Origin of the sequence: Arthrobacter flavus, assembly GCF_039526005.1 — a bacterium.
Taxonomy (GTDB): Bacteria; Actinomycetota; Actinomycetes; order Actinomycetales; family Micrococcaceae; genus Arthrobacter_D; species Arthrobacter_D flavus.
On the sequence record NZ_BAAAIJ010000051.1, the window covers coordinates 137,530 to 153,937 of the forward strand.

Annotated in this window: 17 protein-coding genes; 11 read left to right on the forward strand and 6 right to left on the reverse strand. The window is 65.6% G+C overall.

Translation table 11 applies throughout. The annotated features are described in order from the left end of the window. The first annotated feature begins 60 nt into the window (after window positions 1–60). The 4 genes from ABD059_RS13375 (at window position 61) to ABD059_RS13390 (ending at window position 4,585) form a co-directional block, all read left to right on the forward strand. Entirely contained in the window at window positions 61–612 is a 552-nt protein-coding gene (locus tag ABD059_RS13375; RefSeq protein WP_343880833.1) for a flavin reductase family protein, read from the forward strand. Window positions 613–671: 59 nt separating this feature from the next. After that, on the forward strand, window positions 672–2,126 hold the full coding sequence (hpaB, locus tag ABD059_RS13380; RefSeq protein ID WP_343880835.1) for a 4-hydroxyphenylacetate 3-monooxygenase, oxygenase component: 1,455 nt from the start codon (window positions 672–674) through the stop codon (window positions 2,124–2,126). A gap of 138 nt (window positions 2,127–2,264) precedes the next feature. Next, on the forward strand, window positions 2,265–3,596 hold the full coding sequence (locus tag ABD059_RS13385; protein WP_343880837.1) for an MFS transporter: 1,332 nt from the start codon (window positions 2,265–2,267) through the stop codon (window positions 3,594–3,596). 92 nt (window positions 3,597–3,688) lie between these two features. Beyond that, the gene (locus ABD059_RS13390; protein ID WP_343880840.1) at window positions 3,689–4,585 is read left to right on the forward strand and encodes a DNA-formamidopyrimidine glycosylase family protein; all 897 of its coding nucleotides are present in this window, start codon (window positions 3,689–3,691) and stop codon (window positions 4,583–4,585) included. A gap of 27 nt (window positions 4,586–4,612) precedes the next feature. Here the strand turns inward: ABD059_RS13390 and ABD059_RS13395 are convergent, their stop codons facing one another. Then, window positions 4,613–5,065, reverse strand: a complete 453-nt coding sequence (locus ABD059_RS13395) for a PGPGW domain-containing protein (protein WP_343880842.1) — start codon at window positions 5,063–5,065, stop codon at window positions 4,613–4,615. A gap of 129 nt (window positions 5,066–5,194) precedes the next feature. On the opposite strand from ABD059_RS13395, the gene ABD059_RS13400 reads away from it, so the two are divergent. Beyond that, the gene (locus ABD059_RS13400) at window positions 5,195–5,350 is read left to right on the forward strand and encodes a hypothetical protein (RefSeq protein ID WP_343880844.1); all 156 of its coding nucleotides are present in this window, start codon (window positions 5,195–5,197) and stop codon (window positions 5,348–5,350) included. Between the two features lie 119 nt (window positions 5,351–5,469). On the opposite strand, the gene ABD059_RS13405 is transcribed toward ABD059_RS13400, so the two are convergent. From ABD059_RS13405 to ABD059_RS13425, 5 genes are all read right to left on the reverse strand, one after another. Beyond that, the gene (locus tag ABD059_RS13405; protein WP_343880846.1) at window positions 5,470–6,438 is read right to left on the reverse strand and encodes a serine/threonine-protein kinase; all 969 of its coding nucleotides are present in this window, start codon (window positions 6,436–6,438) and stop codon (window positions 5,470–5,472) included. 129 nt (window positions 6,439–6,567) lie between these two features. Next, the gene (locus tag ABD059_RS13410) at window positions 6,568–7,368 is read right to left on the reverse strand and encodes an alpha/beta fold hydrolase (protein ID WP_343880848.1); all 801 of its coding nucleotides are present in this window, start codon (window positions 7,366–7,368) and stop codon (window positions 6,568–6,570) included. Window positions 7,369–7,393: 25 nt separating this feature from the next. Further along, the gene (locus tag ABD059_RS13415) at window positions 7,394–7,723 is read right to left on the reverse strand and encodes a biotin/lipoyl-containing protein (protein WP_343880850.1); all 330 of its coding nucleotides are present in this window, start codon (window positions 7,721–7,723) and stop codon (window positions 7,394–7,396) included. Next, window positions 7,716–8,681, reverse strand: a complete 966-nt coding sequence (locus ABD059_RS13420) for an alpha-ketoacid dehydrogenase subunit beta (RefSeq protein ID WP_343881085.1) — start codon at window positions 8,679–8,681, stop codon at window positions 7,716–7,718. The genes ABD059_RS13415 and ABD059_RS13420 overlap by 8 nt, the downstream gene beginning before the upstream one ends. A gap of 64 nt (window positions 8,682–8,745) precedes the next feature. Then, window positions 8,746–9,777 (reverse strand): thiamine pyrophosphate-dependent enzyme, encoded by a 1,032-nt coding sequence (locus ABD059_RS13425; RefSeq protein ID WP_343880852.1) that lies wholly within the window; start codon window positions 9,775–9,777, stop codon window positions 8,746–8,748. Window positions 9,778–10,075: 298 nt separating this feature from the next. On the opposite strand from ABD059_RS13425, the gene ABD059_RS13430 reads away from it, so the two are divergent. From ABD059_RS13430 to ABD059_RS13455, 6 genes are all read left to right on the forward strand, one after another. Further along, window positions 10,076–10,567 carry an Lrp/AsnC family transcriptional regulator gene (locus ABD059_RS13430; protein ID WP_343880854.1) on the forward strand — a complete coding sequence of 164 codons (492 nt, stop codon included), beginning with the start codon at window positions 10,076–10,078 and terminating at the stop codon, window positions 10,565–10,567. Between the two features lie 107 nt (window positions 10,568–10,674). Next, the gene (locus ABD059_RS13435; RefSeq protein WP_343880856.1) at window positions 10,675–11,442 is read left to right on the forward strand and encodes an NUDIX hydrolase; all 768 of its coding nucleotides are present in this window, start codon (window positions 10,675–10,677) and stop codon (window positions 11,440–11,442) included. Window positions 11,443–11,458: 16 nt separating this feature from the next. Further along, window positions 11,459–12,757 (forward strand): quinolinate synthase NadA, encoded by a 1,299-nt coding sequence (gene nadA, locus ABD059_RS13440; RefSeq protein ID WP_343880858.1) that lies wholly within the window; start codon window positions 11,459–11,461, stop codon window positions 12,755–12,757. Next, entirely contained in the window at window positions 12,754–14,316 is a 1,563-nt protein-coding gene (nadB, locus tag ABD059_RS13445) for an L-aspartate oxidase (RefSeq protein ID WP_343880860.1), read from the forward strand. The genes nadA and nadB overlap by 4 nt, the downstream gene beginning before the upstream one ends. Next, on the forward strand, window positions 14,313–15,230 hold the full coding sequence (gene nadC / locus ABD059_RS13450; RefSeq protein ID WP_343880862.1) for a carboxylating nicotinate-nucleotide diphosphorylase: 918 nt from the start codon (window positions 14,313–14,315) through the stop codon (window positions 15,228–15,230). Before nadB ends, nadC begins: the two co-directional genes overlap by 4 nt. Further along, a complete protein-coding gene (locus ABD059_RS13455; protein WP_343880864.1) occupies window positions 15,227–16,375 on the forward strand; it encodes a cysteine desulfurase family protein in 1,149 nt (382 codons plus the stop codon). Before nadC ends, ABD059_RS13455 begins: the two co-directional genes overlap by 4 nt. The last annotated feature ends 33 nt before the right edge of the window (window positions 16,376–16,408 follow it).

Genomic DNA, 16,408 nt, shown 5'->3' on the forward strand with positions numbered 1-16,408 from the left:
CAACTATAGAACAGCTAGGCTGTCATTAACGCTAGTACGGCACGTCAAGGGAGTTTGACCATGACCGGTTCACCGCATCACGGGGGTGCAGCCAGCGGCGGCACACCCGCACGCCGGCGCTCCCTGAACGTACCGCGGTCCCACCATTTCAGGGGAAGCCTGGGCCGGTTCGCTACCGGCGTTGCGATTGTCACCTTCGACGGAACCACCAAGCGCCACGGGATCACCGTCAATTCGTTTACCTCGGTGTCCATGGATCCGCCGCTGGTGCTGGTGAGCATCGCTCGCAGCACCACAGCCCACGACGAGTTGGCTGGCAGGCCGTTCACCGTCAATATCCTTGGTGCCGAACAGCGCCAACTGGCCATGCACTTCGCTGGTCGACCTGTTGACGAGCCGCTGTGGGTCGAGGGGGTAAGCGCGCCACGTCTGGGAAACGTTCTGGCCTACTTCGAGTGCACCCCGTGGGCGGCGTACGACGGCGGCGACCACACCCTGTACCTCGGCGAGGTCCAGGATTTCAACTACCGCAAGGGTGATGCACTGGCGTACGCCAACAGTAGCTTCACCACCATCCCGGAAGATCAACTGGGGATGGAAGACCTGCTCTGACCGGGCCCACCACCACCCTGGCACCTGAACCGCACAACTTCCTCAAGGACTGAAGAACAATGGGCATCCGATCCGGCACGCAGTACCTGGAAAAACTCAATTCCATGCGACCGCACGTGGTCATCGACGGTCAGGTGGTCAGCGAGAACATCGCCGATCATCCGGCATTCAGGAATGTGGCGCGCTCCTACGCCCGGCTATTCGATCTGCAGCACGATCCCGAGTATGCGGATCGGCTGACGTACCCGTCGCCGTCGAGCGGTGACCGGGTCAACGCCTCCTTCCTCGTGCCGCGCACTGTCGCGGACCTTGAGCGTCGTCGTGCGGCGACGACCTGTTGGGCCGAGTACTCGCAGGGCTTTTTGGGCCGCACCGGGGATTACATGAATGGGTGCCTGACCGCGCTGAGCGCTGCCGAACAGTGGTTTGCCCAGGCGGATCCCCTGTTCGGAGAGAACATTCGCCGGTATTACGAGTTTTGCCGGGAGAATGATCTCCTCACCACCCACACGCTGATTCCTCCGCAGGTCAATCGGTCGGTGTCGGGATCGGATCAGCTGGGCGGTCAGCTGTCGGCCCGCATCACCGAGGAGCGCGACGACGGAATCATCATCAACGGTGCCCGCATGCTGGCCACCAACGCCCCCATCGCCGATGAACTGCTCGTCTTTCCGTCCACCCTGTTGCGCGGAACCCCCGAGGATGCGCCGTATTCCTTCGCGTTCGCGCTCCCCAACGATACCGAGGGCCTGAGGTACCTGTGCCGCACCTCCCTCCACAATGGGGGGTCGATCCACGACGAGCCGCTGGCCTCGCGGTTCGAGGAAATGGATGCCGTCGTCGTCTTCGATAACGTGTTTGTGCCGAACGAGCGCATCTTCATGCTCGGGCACCCCGAGCTCTGCAACGGCTTCTACTCCGAAACCGGCGCCGGGGCGCTGATGACCCACCAGGTGGTCACGCGGACCCTAGCCAAGAGCGAGTTCTTCCTCGGCCTGGCAGCGGAGTTATCGGAGGCCATCGGCATCGGCGGATTTCAGCATATCCAGGAGGATCTCGCCGAACTCATCCAGACGGTCGAAATCGGCAAAGCCCTGATGCGGGCGTCCGAAGTCGATGCCACACTGAACGACGACGGCGTCATGCTGCCGAGGTGGGCGACACTGAACGCGGCACGCAACTGGTATCCGAAGGTGGCCCAACGCTTTCCCCAGATTATCCGCAAACTGTCAGCCAGTGGCCTGATGGCGCTCCCGGGGGAGGCCGATCTGGCCAGTGCGGCGCTGCCGGATATCGAACGGTATCTCCAGACCAAAACGCTCACCGGGCCTGAACGGGTGCAGCTATTCAAACTGGCACACGACGCGTCAATTTCCGGTTTCTCGGGGCGGCAGGCTCTCTACGAGTACTTTTTTTTCGGCGACCCGGTTCGGATGGCCGGGGCGCTGGTCAAAAGCTACGACACCACCCCCGTTCAGGCGCGGGTGCGCGAGTTCCTGGCTCGGACGGACTAGCAGCACCGACGCATTCCGGCGGGTCTTCCGGAAAGTCGGCGCAGGGGAGCCTTTATTTGGCTTTCCCGGGGTAGTATGATCAGCGTCACAAACCGAACGTTCTGTCAGTAATTAGTCCGTCCCATTCTGGAGTACACAATGACGTCTTCTTCAACCAGCGTTGGCCAGCCCAAACAACGCGTGACCCGCGAGGAACGCAAGGTTCTGGCGGGGACCCTGGTCGGAACCACCATCGAGTGGTACGACTTTTTCATTTTCGCCCAGCTGACCGCAACAGTGCTCGCCGGTCTCTTCCTGACACCCCTGTCTGATTCGAACCCGGGCCTCGCCCAGATCCTGTCCTTCGCCCTGATCGGCATCAGCTTCCTCTTCCGCCCGCTTGGCGCGATCGTCGCCGGTCACCTCGGTGACCGGATTGGCCGCAAGGCCGTGCTGGTGATGACGCTGCTGCTGATGGGTGGGGCGACCGCTCTGATCGGGCTCCTGCCGACCTACGCGCAGATCGGCATCTGGGCGCCCATCCTCCTGATCCTGTTCCGCATCATCCAGGGCTTCTCCGCCGGCGGTGAATGGGGCGGTGCAGCCCTCATGGCCGTGGAGCACGCACCGGTCCACCGGCGCGGACTCTTCGGGGCCTACCCGCAGATCGGTGTCCCCATCGGGATGATCCTCGCGACCAGCCTCCTGTTGTTGCTGCGGACGGTGCTGACCGAAGATGAGTTCCTGGCCTGGGGCTGGCGGATTCCGTTCCTGCTGTCAGTGCTCCTGATCGTGGTGGGATACCTGATCCGCCGCTCGGTCGCCGAGAGCCCAGTGTTCAAGGAGATGGCTCAGCGCAAGGCCGAAAGCAAGGCGCCACTTCGGGAACTCTTCAGGAACCACACCAAGAACGTGCTGCTGTCTGCTGCCATCTTCATTGGTAACAACGCCGCCGGGTACCTCCTGATCGCCTTCTTTATCTCGTACGCCACCGGCCGTCTGGAACTTCCCATCCAGCAGGTGCTGCTGGCAACAGTGCTGGCCTCCTTCGGCTGGCTGATCTTCACCATGGTGGGCGGCTGGCTCTCCGACAAGATCGGCAGAGTCCGCACCTTCCAGATCGGCTATGCCTGGGTCTTCGTCTGGATGATTCCGATGTTCCTGATGATCGACACCGGCGACATCGTGCTCTACGGGGTGGCACTGTTCGTCCTGACCATCGGGTTGGGCCTGTCCTACGGCCCCATGTCGGCCATGTATGCGGAGATGTTCCCCGCCCAGGTGCGGTACTCGGGCATCTCGATCGGCTACGCCCTGGGTGCAATCCTCGGTGGAGCGTTCGCTGCCACAGTGGCGCAGGCGCTCCTTGAGGCGTACGAATGGTCCGGTTCCGTGGCGATCTACATCATGGTGCTGTGCGTCATCTCCTTCATCGGCGTCAGCCTGGTCAAGGAGACCAAGGGCGCACCACTGGGCGTGTCACACCACTAGCGGGTCACACTGCATCAAAGGGGCCGGAAACGGCGGGACGTTTCCCGCCGTTTCCGGCCCCTCCCGTTGTACAGCAGTGTTAACCTAAGTCCATGCCAGAGATGCCTGAGGTGCAGGGACTCGTCGACTTCCTTCGACGGAAGCTCATCCCCGAGGACGGTCCGCCCGCCGTCGTCGCCTCACTGGAGGTAGCGTCCTTCTCGGTGCTGAAGACTGCCAAGGTTCCGGTGCAGTCCCTGGCCGGGTTGCAGGTTGAATCAGTTGACCGGCGCGGCAAGTTTCTGGTGCTTCAGATCGGCGGGCTCTTTTTGGTGATGCATCTGGCCCGTGCCGGATGGCTTCGCTGGTCCGACAGTCTCAGCACGGCACGTCTGAAGCCGGGCAAGGGGCTCATCGCGCTGCGGGTCCGGTTCGCGGACCCCGGCACCGAACCCGGACCCGGGCGTGAGCCGGGGTTCGACCTGACCGAGGCCGGGACCCGCAAGTCCCTGGCCGCCTACGTGGTTGAGAGCCCTGACGAGGTTCCGGGAATTGCCCGGCTGGGACCGGACGCGCTGGAGTTGGATCTGGAGACGTTCACCGGGCTGGTGCACGTCCACGGTGGCCAGATCAAAGGGCTGCTGCGGGATCAGTCAAAGATCGCGGGGATTGGCAGCGCCTACAGCGATGAAATCCTGCACGCCGCACGGCTCTCGCCGTTTGCCCTGGCCAACAAGCTCGACGACGACGCCGTCGCCACCCTTCATGCCACCATGCACCACCTGCTCAGGACAGCGATTGACGCGGCGTCCGGGCGGCCCGCCAAGGACCTCAAGGACACCAAACGGCAGGCACTGCGCGTCCACGCCCGCACGGGCGAGGCCTGCCCGGTCTGCGGTGACACGGTGCGCGAAGTCTCCTTCGCCGACTCCTCGCTCCAGTACTGTCCCACCTGCCAGACCGGGGGGAAACCCCTGGCCGACCGGCGTACCTCGAAGTTCCTGAAGTAGCCGGCGGGCCTGCCCGGCGCCGTGCGCCTAGTGTTCTGACCGGCTGGGCCTGAACCGTCGGTAACTATAGACGATCAGGCCGAGCGCGACGATGCCTGAGCCGATCATGGTGCCACCGGTGACCCAGCCGCCGGGGAGCCACCACCGTTCTTCCAGCGGCCACCATCCGGGGACATCGGGTTGCAATCCCCAGATCACTCCCGTGGTCATGAGCGTCAGCGCGCCCAGCACGCTGAGCACAATGCGGGGCCAGGTCAGCATGCCCAACTCGGCCGCCTGCATGGCCCGTGCCATCACCGGGTGCAACAGCCGTTCCGCCCAGGGATAACGGAAGGACAGCACCGCCAGCCCGGAGGCGAGCAGCAGCAGCCCCGGGCCGGGGAGGACCAACCCGGCAATACCGAGCACCACGAGTGTCCACCCGCCCACTTCAATGGCGACTCGCCGTATCCAGGGGTGCACGCGGTCCGCCTTCATCATTTGATCAGCTTGCCATATTCGGGCGGGAATCTGCGTCCAGGCCTGAAGCCTGGGTCATCGGATGAGTCAGCGCCGCCAGGACCTCGTTAGGATGACAGGACGAGTTGAACAGCAACCAGAAGGAACGCCATGACTGAGCAGCCTGATCACGAAAACGCGAACGCCGACGAAAAGTCGAAAGGCCCCGACGGCACTATTCCTGAGTCCGAGGACGGGGTAGGGGCAGGAGTTACTGAAGAGGCCACCAGTTTTGAGCCCGAGGAACCCTCGGACGAGGCCAACTAGGTCACTGGGACCACTGGTCCAGGTACTGAGCGCCCCGGAGCGGGCCGCGCCGCGCGGCACGCTGCGCGGCGCCAGTACCTGGGTCGTCCGGGTCGCCCGCGGGCAGGGGAGCGGGAGAGCTAGCCCAGGGTGGGGGCCTGGGTCGGAGGCGCTGGAATGTAGACGTTGCCAGTGGTGATCCCGCCGGTGATCGCCCCCGGCGATTCGCTGGAAGACTCATCCGTCGGTGCAGCCCCGGCGGGCCTCGCCACCAGCAGGTCGTCGTCGGCCGCGGCGTACTCACGCAAGGCCAGGGCGACCTCGTGGGCATCCGGGCGCTGCTGGGGGCTGCGCGCCGTCATGCTGGTCAGGAGTGGGGCCCAGAAGGGTCCGAGGTCGTCGGGAACCTCGGGGTCCCGCAGGAGCCGGGCGACGGCGGCCTCAACGACAGCGCCGGGAAAGGCCTTCTTGCCGGTCAGGCATTCAAGTAGTACCAGGCCGAGAGAATAGATGTCGGACTGGTAGTCGACAGCCGTGCCGTGCGCCTGCTCGGGGCTGAGATAGTTGGCGGTGCCGATGGTCGCCCCGGTGGCGGTAGCCATCGAGGCGTCGACCATCCGCGCAATGCCGAAGTCGGTCAACTTCGAATACAGTCGGGTGTCCTGCTCGCCGGAACGATACAGCAGGATGTTGGCAGGCTTGACGTCCCGATGGATGACCCCCTGAGAGTGGACGTAGGCCAGCGCGTCGGCCAGGTCCGCACCGAGCTGGGCCACCTGGAGAGGTTCGAGACGTTCGGCCTTCAGCAGCTTCCTCAGGTCACGCCCATCGACCAGCTCCATGACGAGGAAGCTGGTGGTCCGGCCTGACTCATCCTGCTGCAGCCCCGCATCGTGGAGGGTGACCAGACCCGGATGATTCAGTGTGGCGAGCAGTAGTGTTTCGGTGTGCTGGCGGCGGTAGTCGTCGTCGTCGGAGGTGCTGGGATTGAACACCTTGACTGCGACGTCGCGGCCCAGGTTCTGATCTACCGCACGGTACACCGCCGCCGCGCCCCCGGTGCCGAGGAGCTCAGCGGTCTGATACCGCTGCGCTAGCAGTTGGTTCACGGGGGTCCTCACCGTACGAGAGATTGACAGAGATCAGCACTTGTTACTAAGCCCGCTGACTATGCCACGCTATCGTACTTTGGCGCGAGTAGTGACGCGCCGCACTGATCCGGCGATCAGCGCTGGGTGCTAACCGTTGAGGAAGTCGATCGCAGCTGTTTTGAAGGCCCTGGAGGTCACCGCATTGGTGTGCGTCCGGCCGGGGAGCCATACAGTTTCCGCGCGCGGACTCAACGCGGCCAGCTCGGGCATGGTGGTGGCCCGGTCGTCCTTGTCGCCGGCGACGAGCAGCAACGGCATGTGTGGCACGGCCTCGGCAGCGTTGAACGGCTCACCTTTGATCGCCTCCACCATGGTCAGGAGCGCGAACACGTCGTGCGATGGCACCAACCGTGCCATCCGTAACAGGCCGGCAGTCGAGGCGTCGTCGATCGGGGTCCCGTCGGTCAGGTGCTGCTGGGCGGCAGCGAGGTCAAAATCAGCCAGGGGGTCAGTGACGCCCGGCCCTCCGAGGACCATCCGGTGCACCAGTTCAGGCTGGGTGGCGCCAAACTCCCAGGCAAGTCTTGATCCCAGCGAGTAGCCGATGATGTCCACGCCGCTCGCGGGCTTGGCCTCGTCGAGGGGAGTCACCTGGTAGTCCAGTAGGAGCTGCAACAGGTCGGCGCGGATCCGGCTCGGTGCATACGCATCACGTTCCTCGGGGGAGGCGCTGTTCCCGTGGCCGGGCAGGTCTACGGTGATCACCCGACGACCGGCGTCGGTCAACGCCCTGACCCACCCCGAATCATGCCAGTTCAACTTCGACGACGACGCAAATCCGTGCAGCAACAGCACGGGGCGTGTGCCGGACTCCTGCGCAGGGCGGTGCTCCTCAACGAACAGGTGCGGGTCAATGCCCTCCACGAGGTGGTCCCGGTGGCGTCCCATATCGATCTCCCTCAGATTAGGCGTGTCAGTCGTCGTCGGATCCGAGGCTCAGACGCACCCGCCGTTTAGGGGCGCGTTCCTCGGGCACGGTCCCCACAATGCCGGCCGTGTTGTCGGGGACCTCAAACACAATCAGGGGGTCCCCCACTTTCACCACCTCTCCGGGCTCACCATGAACTCTAACCACTGTTCCCGCCTGCGGTGAGGGTAACTCCACGGCAGACTTGGTGGTTTCCACCTCAACCAGCGGCTGATTGCGTTCGACAGTGTCACCCACGGCGACCAACCATTCCAGGACTGTCGCCTCGATCAGGCCCTCACCCAGGTCGGGTAGCGGAAAGGACAGTTCAGCCACGGCGATGCTCCAATACTCGTTGAATGCCGAACAGGATCCGGTCGATGTTCGGGACGTACTCGTCTTCCAGATCGCCGGAAGGATACGGGACATCAAACCCTGTCACTCGTTCCACCGGTGCCTTCAGAACATTGAAGCACTGCTCGGTCACCAATGCCGCTATTTCGGCGCCCAGTCCGCTGGTGCGCGGCGCTTCGTGGACGACGACGGCGCGCTTCGTCTTCAGCACTGACGCTGCGAGGCCTGCAGCATCGATCGGCTTCAGCCAGCGCAGATCGAGGACTTCAACGTCGATCCCGTCCTCGGCCGCGAGCTCGGCGACCTGAAGGCAGCGTGAGACCATCGCGCCCCAGGCGATCAGGGTGACGTGCCGACCGCTGCGGGCGACGCGGGAGCCCTCAAGTGTGCCGCCGTCGGCCGTGTTGACCTGTCCCTTTTGCCAGTAGCGGGCCTTGGGTTCCATGAAGATCACCGGGTCGGGGCGCTGCGCGGCATGCTTGAGCAGGTGGTAGGCCTGATGGGGGTCCGACGGCGAGACCACCTTCAGCCCAGGCACGTGGGCGAAGAGGCTCTCAAGGCTTTCGCCGTGGTGCTCGGGCGCACGGATCCCGCCGAAAGAAGGAACCCTTAGGGTAATCGGCATGGGGAGAGTGCCCCGGCTCCGGTAATTCATCCGTCCGATCTGGCATACGATCTGGTTCACGGCGGGGTAGGCGAACCCGTCGAATTGCACCTCGGGGATGGGATGGAAACCTGCCATCGCCAGTCCGACCGACATGCCGAGGATTCCCGATTCGGCCAGGGGGGTATCGAATACCCGGTCCGCACCGAACCGCTGTTGCAGCCCGTCGGTAATTCGGAACACGCCGCCGAGCTGGCCCACGTCTTCCCCGAAGATGAGGGTCTTGGGATTCTCGTCCAGCGATTCTGCCAGCGCCCGATTCAGCGCCTGCTGCATGGAGAGGTGGTCGAGGTGCGACTCGGGATCGACTGTGACCGGAGCCGTGATCTCCGCTGTCTGCTCAGACATGCTCTGATTCCTCTCTCCATGTTTTCTCCTGCTGCTGCAGGGCGGGCGTGCTTTCCTGGAAGACATAAGTGAACATGTCGGATCCTGGTCGCGGCTCGAGGGCTTCCAGACCCTCCCGGACCCGCTCGGTTTCGGCCTCGGCGTCGGCGAGGACGGAGGCGAAGTAGTCGCTCTCCATTCCGTAGGCGGTCCGCAACAGGTCCGCGCAGCGCTGTACCGGATCGAGGCTGCGGGCTGCCTGCTCGTCGGCGAGGGAGCGGTAACGGCCCGGGTCATCGCTCGTGGAGTGTGGGCCCAGGCGATACGTGGTGGCTTCGATCAGCATGGGGCCGTTCCCGGCGCGGCAATGCTCCACCGCCTGGCGGGTCGCTGCCAGGACGGCGACGACGTCATTGCCGTCCACGGCGAGGGAGGGCATCCCATAACCGGCGGCGCGGGCTGCCACGGTGCCCCCGGCAACCTGTGCGGCCGTGGGGACGGAGATTGCCCAACCGTTGTTCTGCACGAAGAACACCACGGGAGCCTTCATGACCGCAGCGAAGTTCATGGCCTCATGGACATCGCCCTGGGAGCTGGCTCCGTCGCCGAAGTAGGTCAGCGCCACGCCGCTGCCGGTGCCGGGCTGACGCTCGTGCCGGGCGAGGGTCTGGCCGTGGGCCCATCCGACAGCGTGAAGAACCGATCCGGCGACTACCGCCTGGATGGGTGCGAGATGTGTGGCGGCCGGGTCATAGAGCCCGCCATGCCAGGTGGCTTTGTGGGTGGCCATGTACTGCACCATGTCGATGTTCATGGCCCGAGCCACTCCCATCTCCCGGTAGGTGGGGAAAACGAAGTCCAGCGCAGTGTCGACGGCGAAGCCGCTGCCTACCTGTGCCGCCTCCTGCCCCAGCAGGGGTGCGTAGCCGGGAATGATGCCTTGCCGCTGCCAGCGGACGGCCGCAATATCCAGTTGACGCACTGTCACCAGAAGCCGGTAGAGCCTCTTCAGTTCCTCCTCGGGAGGGGTGGGCGTGGAGTTCATTGCCATCCTTATGATCGAAGTCACTCTGCCCGAGCGACGCTACGTCCAAAACGCAGTCTCTGCAATCTGTTTGGTCGGAGGTGCGCAGTATGTCTCGAAATGCCGAGTCATTCGGGCTATTGCTAGACAAAGTGTTCGGTAAGCTGGGAAAAAGACGACACAAAAAAAGCGACAGGAGCACGTGCGCCGTCGAACCCACCCCTGCCGCTTGGTCGAATAGACCAACGTCTGTGACAGTAGTCACTATTTCGTTAAGACACAACACCGGCACGTCTTCCGGGCACACGAAAGGTCCTTCATGGTGGTTGATCCGCTCGATTCACGAATTGCTGAGCTCTTCACCGATGATCCGCGGATGAGCGTGCTCGAAGCGTCGAGGCGTCTTTCCGTTGCCCGAGCCACCATCCAGGCGAGACTCGACCGCATGCAGCGCGACGGGGTAATCGCCGGCTGGGGACCAAGGATTGAACCACGCAGCCTGGGCTACCCGGTGGTGGCTTACTGTTCGCTGACTATCCACCAAGATTCCGGGCACGACGCCGTCGCCGCCGCGCTGGCGGAGATTCCGGAAATCCAGGAGGTGCACACCGTCTCGGGGGAGAGCGATCTGCTCGCCAAGGTGGCGGCCCGGTCCAACCCGGACCTGCAGCGGGTGATTGACGCCATCATCGCCACCCGGACGGTGGTGCGTTCGTCGACCGTCATCGTGCTGAACACCCACTTCGAGGGTCGGACTCTGCCACTGATGCGTGCCGCCGCCGAGCACGCCCCCACCGGGCCCCGTACCTAAGCCACCCCGGGAGGGGGTGGGTTGGAGAACCGCGGAGTACCCGCTAGAATCAGTTAAAGTCAATCTGACATTAACTGATCAAGTGAAGCACAGGGCGAGGGGATCCGATGTACGCAGACGCAGCAAACGTCTCCGAGCGGCAGCTGCAGCCTCCTGCGCTGGCTATCTCAACGGTGATCTTCGCGCTCCGGCCGAGTGCGACGTCGGGTCGGCCCACCCTGTGGTTGCCGCTGGTCCGGCGGATCAGGCAGCCGCATCTGGGCAAGTGGGCCTTGCCGGGTGGCCCGCTCGCCCAGGTGGAGTCGCTCCAGGACGCCGCGTCGCGCAACCTGCGGGAGACGACCGGTTTGGTCCCCAACTATCTGGAGCAGCTTTACGCCTTTGGCGGCTTGGACCGGGCCGCCACTCAACGCCTGGTCTCGATCGTCTACTGGGCGTTGGTGCAACCCGATGAGGCCGCCCTGACCCGGGAATCCGAGAATGTGAAATGGTTTCGCGCCGACAGGCTCGAGGCTCTCGCCTTCGACCACAATTCCATCGTGGACTACGCCCTCTGGCGGCTGCGCAGCAAGGTGGAATACGGCTCGATCGCCTACCACTTCCTCGGCGAGACCTTTACCCTGGCGCAGGTCAGGGAAGTCTATGAGGCGGTCCTTGACCGGCACCTGGATCCCGCCAATTTCCGCCGCCAGCTTCGGGCCACGCCCGACATCACCCCGACCGACGACTACCTCCAGGGCGTGCGTCACCGGCCACCCCGGCTCTACCGCTATACGGGGGCCGCGGGCACTCTCGGCGCCCAGGCTCAACCGGCCCAGGCTCAACCAGCCCAGGCCGCCAGCACCTCCGTCTCCACCAGCGCCTCCACCGACTAAGATCCAGGAGTTTCCCATGACTAGTGTCACCACTGCGATCCAGCTTGTGACCCGCGAGCAGGCCCAGAACCAGCGGGTCACCACGTGCTCGTCGGCCCTCGCCGAAGACCCCTGGGTGATTGACCGGGAGGTCCAGCCCACCTACGGCCCCGGCGCCTCGATGGCCGACCCGGCGCCGCTGTCCTCGCCGCGGCAGGGGGAGCTGCCCGAGGAGTACCGGCTCGCCACCGACGAGGAGCTCGATCTCCGCATCCTCGCGGCCAAGGCGACGCTCGGCGACCGGGCAGTCATCCTGGGTCACTTCTATCAGCGCGACGAGGTGGTCCAATACGCCGACTTCATCGGTGACTCCTATCAGCTCGCCCGCGCCGCGACCGAAAAGACGCGGGCGGAAGCGATCATCTTCTGCGGCGTCCACTTCATGGCCGAAACCGCCGATATGCTCTCCCGGCCAGAGCAGGCAGTGATCCTCCCCAACCTCGCGGCAGGCTGTTCAATGGCGGACATGGCCGACATCGATTCGGTGACCGACTGCTGGGAAGATCTTGCCGAGCTGTTCGGGACAGAACCCGACGACGACGGCCGCGTCCCCGTTATCCCCGTCACCTACATGAACTCCTCGGCCGCGCTGAAGGGTTTCTGCGGTCGCAACGGCGGAATCGTCTGCACGTCCTCTAACGCCGCGGCCGTCCTTGAATGGGCCTTTCAACGGGGCCAGCGGGTGCTGTTCTTCCCCGACCAGCACCTCGGCCGGAACACGGCCAAGGCGATGGGTGTATCGGTGGAGCAGATGCCACTGTGGAATCCGCGGAAGCCGCTGGGAGGCAACGAGGAGGCCACGCTGCAGGACTCCCGGGTCATCCTGTGGCACGGTTTCTGCTCGGTGCACAAGCGCTTCTCCGTGGACCAGATTGACAAGGCCCGGGCGGATTTCCCCGGTGTCCGGGTCATCGTCCACCCGGAATGCCCGATGGAGGTAGTTGATGCCGCGGACGAGTCCGGCTCCACCGATTACATCCGCAAAGCGATCGAAGCCGCCGCGCCTGGCACGACCTTCGCCGTCGGCACCGAGATCAACATGGTCAACCGGCTTGCCAGCGAGCACCCCGAACACACCATTTTCTGCCTCGACCCGGTGATCTGCCCCTGCTCCACCATGTACCGCATCCACCCGGGATACCTGGCGTGGGTCCTCGAGGCGCTGGTGGCCGGCACAGTGCTGAACCGCATTACCGTGGCTGAATCGGTTGCGTCGCCATCCCGGGTTGCGCTGGAGCGCATGCTCGCCGTGCAGCCGCGACCGGTCCAGCCATGATCACCTCGCCGGCGCATGTGCTCGTTGCGGGCAGCGGCATCGCCGGCCTGTACTCGGCGCTGCGCCTCCGGCAGGCCCTCCCCGGCACCGCGATTACCCTGGTCACCAAGGGGGAACTGGCGGACAGCAACACCTGGCATGCCCAGGGCGGCATCGCGGCGGTCCTGCCGGGCGCCAGTGACCAGGTTTCCCGCCACGTGGCAGATACGCAGCTGGCAGGCAATGGACTGTGCGTACCCGAAGCGGTCGAGGTCCTCTGTGCTGCTGCTGCGGACCACATCGGGGTACTCCTGGCCCTGGGCACGCCCTTTGACCGCACGGCCAGCGGAGAACTGGCGCTGGGGCGGGAAGGGGCGCACTCGGCGTCGCGCATCCTGCATGCCGGCGGCGACGCGACCGGCGCCGCGGTTGCCCAGGCGCTGATTGCCGCGGTCCGGCAGGATCCCGGGATCGAGGTGCTGGAACACGCGTTCCTCGCCGACCTGCGCACCGACGAGGCTGCAGCGCCCACGGTCACCGGTGCGCTGATCCTGCGTGCCGGGGTCCTGACCGCCGTCGACGCCGATGCGGTCATCCTTGCGACGGGTGGGGCCGGGCAGCTGTTCACTCACAATACGAACCCTCTGGTCGCCACCGGGGATGGGTTGGCTGCCGCCTGGCGGGCAGGCGCCGTCGTCAAGGATCTCGAGTTCTTCCAGTTTCACCCCACGGCCCTCGATGTCCCCGGCAACCTGTTGATTTCGGAGGCGGTCCGCGGGGAAGGTGCGATCCTGCTCGATGGGTCCGGGGCACGGTTCATGGCCGCGTACCACCCGGCAGCGGACCTGGCCCCCCGGGATGTCGTCTCCCGGAGCATCGCCCTGCACCTCCGGGAGCGGGGCGAGGACCGGGTGTACCTCGACGCCACCGGGCTGGGCGGCGCTGACTTCCTTGCCACCCGGTTCCCCTCCCTGCACCGGCAAACCGCTGCCCACGGCTTTGACTGGGCTGCTGACCCGCTGCCGGTCGTCCCCGCAGCCCACTACTGGATGGGCGGAATCCAGACCGATCTCTGGGGGAGGACCTCCCTGCCCGGCCTTTACGCCGTCGGTGAGACCGCCTGCACCGGCGTCCACGGCGCCAACCGGCTGGCGTCCAATTCCCTGCTGGAAGGGCTCGTGTACGCCGCACGGGCAGTTGACGCCCTCGCCGCGCGCACACCAGCCGACGACGGCGACTGGCCCGCGTTTTCGGCCGTCGGGCTCGAGTTCCCCGACCCCGACGGGTCCGAGGCCTGCGATCGCCGGACCCTGCAGCGTTTGATGACCGATCACGCAGCGGTGACGCGCAGTGCTGCCGGACTACGGGTGGCCGCCAAACAGCTCGACCAGTACCCCACCTCCGGTGCTACCGTCGCGGAGCGCGAAACCGCCAACCTGGTCGTTGCCGCACGCCTGCTCGTGCACGCTGCCAGTGCGCGCGAGGAGTCTCTCGGTGCCCACTACCGCACGGATTTCCCGGGACCCAGCCCGGCGGACCACGCCCCGCACCTCACCTCCTATCGAAGGGCGCGGTCATGAGCCAGCCGACCGGGCAGCCGGCACAGACCGATGTCGACCGCATCGTTGCCGCGGCGCTCGCCGAAGACGCACCCTGGGGCGACATCACGTCGGAGACCCTGATCCCGGTGTCGGCACGAGCCGACGCGTCGATAGTGGCACGCGAGGCGGGTATCTTCTGCGGTCAGCAGGTCATCGAGGCTGCCATGCGGCTGACCGACCAACGCCTCACGGTGCGGTTCCCGGTGAAGGATGGGGACGTGTTCGACGTCGGCGCCGTTCTGGCCGTCCTGTCCGGGCCCGCCCGGTCCCTGCTCACCGCTGAGCGGGTGGCCCTGAACCTGGCGCAGCGGCTCAGCGGAATCGCTACCCTGACCGCCCAGTTCGTGGAGGCCGTGGAGGGTACACGGGCCCGGATCGTCGATACCCGCAAAACCACCCCGGGCCTGCGGGTGCTGGAACGCTACGCGGTCCGCTGCGGGGGCGGGTTCAACCATCGCTTCAGTCTCTCGGACGCGGTGATGGCCAAAGACAACCACCTGGCCCTTCTGACCCGCGGGGGGACCACCGGACTCACCGCGGCGCTCGCCGCCGCAAAGGCCCGGCTTCCCCACACGGTGCACTTCGAGGTCGAAGTGGACCGGCTCGATCAGATCGAGCCGGTGCTGGCGGCCGGGGTGGACACGATCATGCTCGACAATTTCAGCCTGGTCCAGTTGGTTGAGGGAGTGCGGCTGGTGGCCGGGCGTGCCCTGGTTGAAGCCAGCGGGAACGTGCGGCTGGACACCGTGGCAGCCATTGCCCGCACCGGGGTGGACCTCATTTCCTCTGGCGCCCTGACCCATAGCGTCCACTCACTCGATCTGGGGCTGGACCTCGATCTGACCTCCGCTCAGCCACCCGCCGCCGGGCGTGCCCCGGAGGTGGCCCAGTGATTTATCTGGATGCAGCCGCCACTGCCCCGCCGCGTCAGGAAGTGCTGCAGGCGATGTGGCCGCTGCTGAGCACCCAGTTCGGTAATCCTTCCAGCCACCATGCGCTGGGGGAGGCGGCAGCGGGTGCCCTGAAAGCTGCACGGCAGCAGGCCGCCACAGTGCTGGGGTGCCGCCCCTCCGAACTCACCTTCACCTCGGGTGGCACCGAAGCCAACAACCTGGCCCTGAAGGGTATGGCGCTTGCCGCCCCCCGCGACCGCCACCTCGTGACCAGCGCCGTCGAGCACCCCGCAGTGCTGGAAACCCTCGACTACCTGCACCGGTTTCACGGGTTCCGGATCACTGTTGTCCCAGTGTCGGCTGCCGGTCTCGTTGAGCCGGAGGCTCTCCGGGAGGCCCTGGCGCCGGGCACCACGCTGTGTTCAATCATGTACGCCAACAACGAGGTCGGGACGGTCCAGCCGCTGCGGGTCCTCGCTGACCTCTGCTCGGCGGCATCGGTGCCGTTCCACACCGACGCAGTGCAGGCGGGCGCCTGGTTGCCACTGAGCGTCGCCGAGCTGGGGGTGGACGCACTCACGCTGTCCGGTCACAAACTGGGTGCGCCCAAGGGGTCCGGTCTGCTCTACCTCAAGGGCCGGATCCCGGTGGAGCCTCTCATCCATGGCGGCGGCCAGGAACGTGGACGGCGCTCCGGGACCGAGAACGTCGCCGGAGCGGTGGGGCTCGCCACGGCGCTCACCCTCGCGCAGGGCGAGCGGGAGGTCGCGGTCCCGGCTGCAAGAGCCCAACGGGACTATCTCATCAACCACGTCCTGGACACCGTGCCCGGCGCCGTACTGACTGGGGACCGGGAACAACGCCTCCCGAATCTCGCGTCGTTTTGCTTCCCGGGAACCAGCGGCGAATCGGTGTTGCTCGAGCTCGAGCGCCGCGGCGTGGTGTGCTCCAGCGGGTCGGCGTGCGCTGCGGGAAGCGACGAGCCGTCCGCTGTCCTGCTGGCCCTCGGAATCGACAGTGCAACAGCCCAGACGGCGGTCCGATTCTCATGGACCGCAGCCACCACCGAACGCGACATTGCCTTGGCATCCCGTGCCGTCACTGCGGCGGTTGCCTCGGTCAGGGCGCTGGGCCGTCCTGCTTAACGGAGTCCCCGCCCTGGCCGTCGGCAGACTATT

Bases quoted from the DNA above. Each gene is read 5' to 3' on its own strand.
- ABD059_RS13395 (WP_343880842.1), bottom strand. From the start codon at position 5,065: ATGATGAAGGCGGACCGCGTGCACCCCTGGATACGGCGAGTCGCCATT.
- ABD059_RS13410 (WP_343880848.1), bottom strand. From the start codon at position 7,368: ATGGGACGCCACCGGGACCACCTCGTGGAGGGCATTGACCCGCACCTG.
- ABD059_RS13375 (WP_343880833.1), top strand. From the start codon at position 61: ATGACCGGTTCACCGCATCACGGGGGTGCAGCCAGCGGCGGCACACCC.
- ABD059_RS13385 (WP_343880837.1), top strand. From the start codon at position 2,265: ATGACGTCTTCTTCAACCAGCGTTGGCCAGCCCAAACAACGCGTGACC.
- ABD059_RS13390 (WP_343880840.1), top strand. From the start codon at position 3,689: ATGCCAGAGATGCCTGAGGTGCAGGGACTCGTCGACTTCCTTCGACGG.
- ABD059_RS13425 (WP_343880852.1), bottom strand. From the start codon at position 9,777: ATGAACTCCACGCCCACCCCTCCCGAGGAGGAACTGAAGAGGCTCTAC.
- ABD059_RS13420 (WP_343881085.1), bottom strand. From the start codon at position 8,681: ATGCAGCAGGCGCTGAATCGGGCGCTGGCAGAATCGCTGGACGAGAAT.
- ABD059_RS13435 (WP_343880856.1), top strand. From the start codon at position 10,675: ATGTACGCAGACGCAGCAAACGTCTCCGAGCGGCAGCTGCAGCCTCCT.
- nadC (WP_343880862.1), top strand. From the start codon at position 14,313: ATGAGCCAGCCGACCGGGCAGCCGGCACAGACCGATGTCGACCGCATC.
- hpaB (WP_343880835.1), top strand. From the start codon at position 672: ATGGGCATCCGATCCGGCACGCAGTACCTGGAAAAACTCAATTCCATG.
- ABD059_RS13430 (WP_343880854.1), top strand. From the start codon at position 10,076: ATGGTGGTTGATCCGCTCGATTCACGAATTGCTGAGCTCTTCACCGAT.
- nadA (WP_343880858.1), top strand. From the start codon at position 11,459: ATGACTAGTGTCACCACTGCGATCCAGCTTGTGACCCGCGAGCAGGCC.
- ABD059_RS13400 (WP_343880844.1), top strand. From the start codon at position 5,195: ATGACTGAGCAGCCTGATCACGAAAACGCGAACGCCGACGAAAAGTCG.
- nadB (WP_343880860.1), top strand. From the start codon at position 12,754: ATGATCACCTCGCCGGCGCATGTGCTCGTTGCGGGCAGCGGCATCGCC.